This window comes from Brevibacillus sp. MCWH (genome assembly GCF_013096935.1).
Lineage (GTDB): Bacteria > Bacillota > Bacilli > Brevibacillales > Brevibacillaceae > Brevibacillus > Brevibacillus aydinogluensis.
In genome coordinates this window covers 1-449 of the sequence record NZ_SDLF01000161.1, presented here as the reverse complement: position 1 = coordinate 449, position 449 = coordinate 1, and the positions used below count along the sequence as shown (strand labels likewise).

General features: G+C 35.6%; 1 protein-coding gene. It reads right to left on the bottom strand.

Annotated features, from left to right (window positions below):
• Positions 1-44: 44 nt before the first annotated feature.
• On the bottom strand, positions 45-419 hold the full coding sequence (locus ETC00_RS19870; RefSeq protein ID WP_171567758.1) for a hypothetical protein: 375 nt from the start codon (positions 417-419) through the stop codon (positions 45-47).
• Positions 420-449 lie beyond the last annotated feature (30 nt).

Sequence of the window (449 nt, the reverse complement as noted above, 5' to 3'; positions counted from 1 at the left end):
GGCTTACCCAAACTTTGACTAAACCGCTATTTTCATTAAACATCTCACATACCTCCCATTTGCATTTGTGCTAATAATAATGTCAATTCCGCAATCGCTTGTTTAGTTTCCTCTAATTCTTCCGTAAGAGGTTTACGGAAAACTTGCGGCGCTTCAGGCTCATTCGGGTCAGGATAACTAAATTCAAGTTGTTTTGTTTCAGGATTCACACGATAGCCATTGCATTGGGAAAAATCTTCAGCGTATTGACCGTATTCGAGTTGTATACAACCAATCGTATTAATTAAACGCTCATTAAGAACTTTATAAGTGTTGTAATCTTCTTCGAATGTTGTTTCTCTATATTCCCCGCACATTTCAGGCATTATTAATAAAACTTCACCTGTGTTGATGTCATAATATATTTTTTTACCTATCATAAATTATTTTCCACCACCTTATCCTATTGC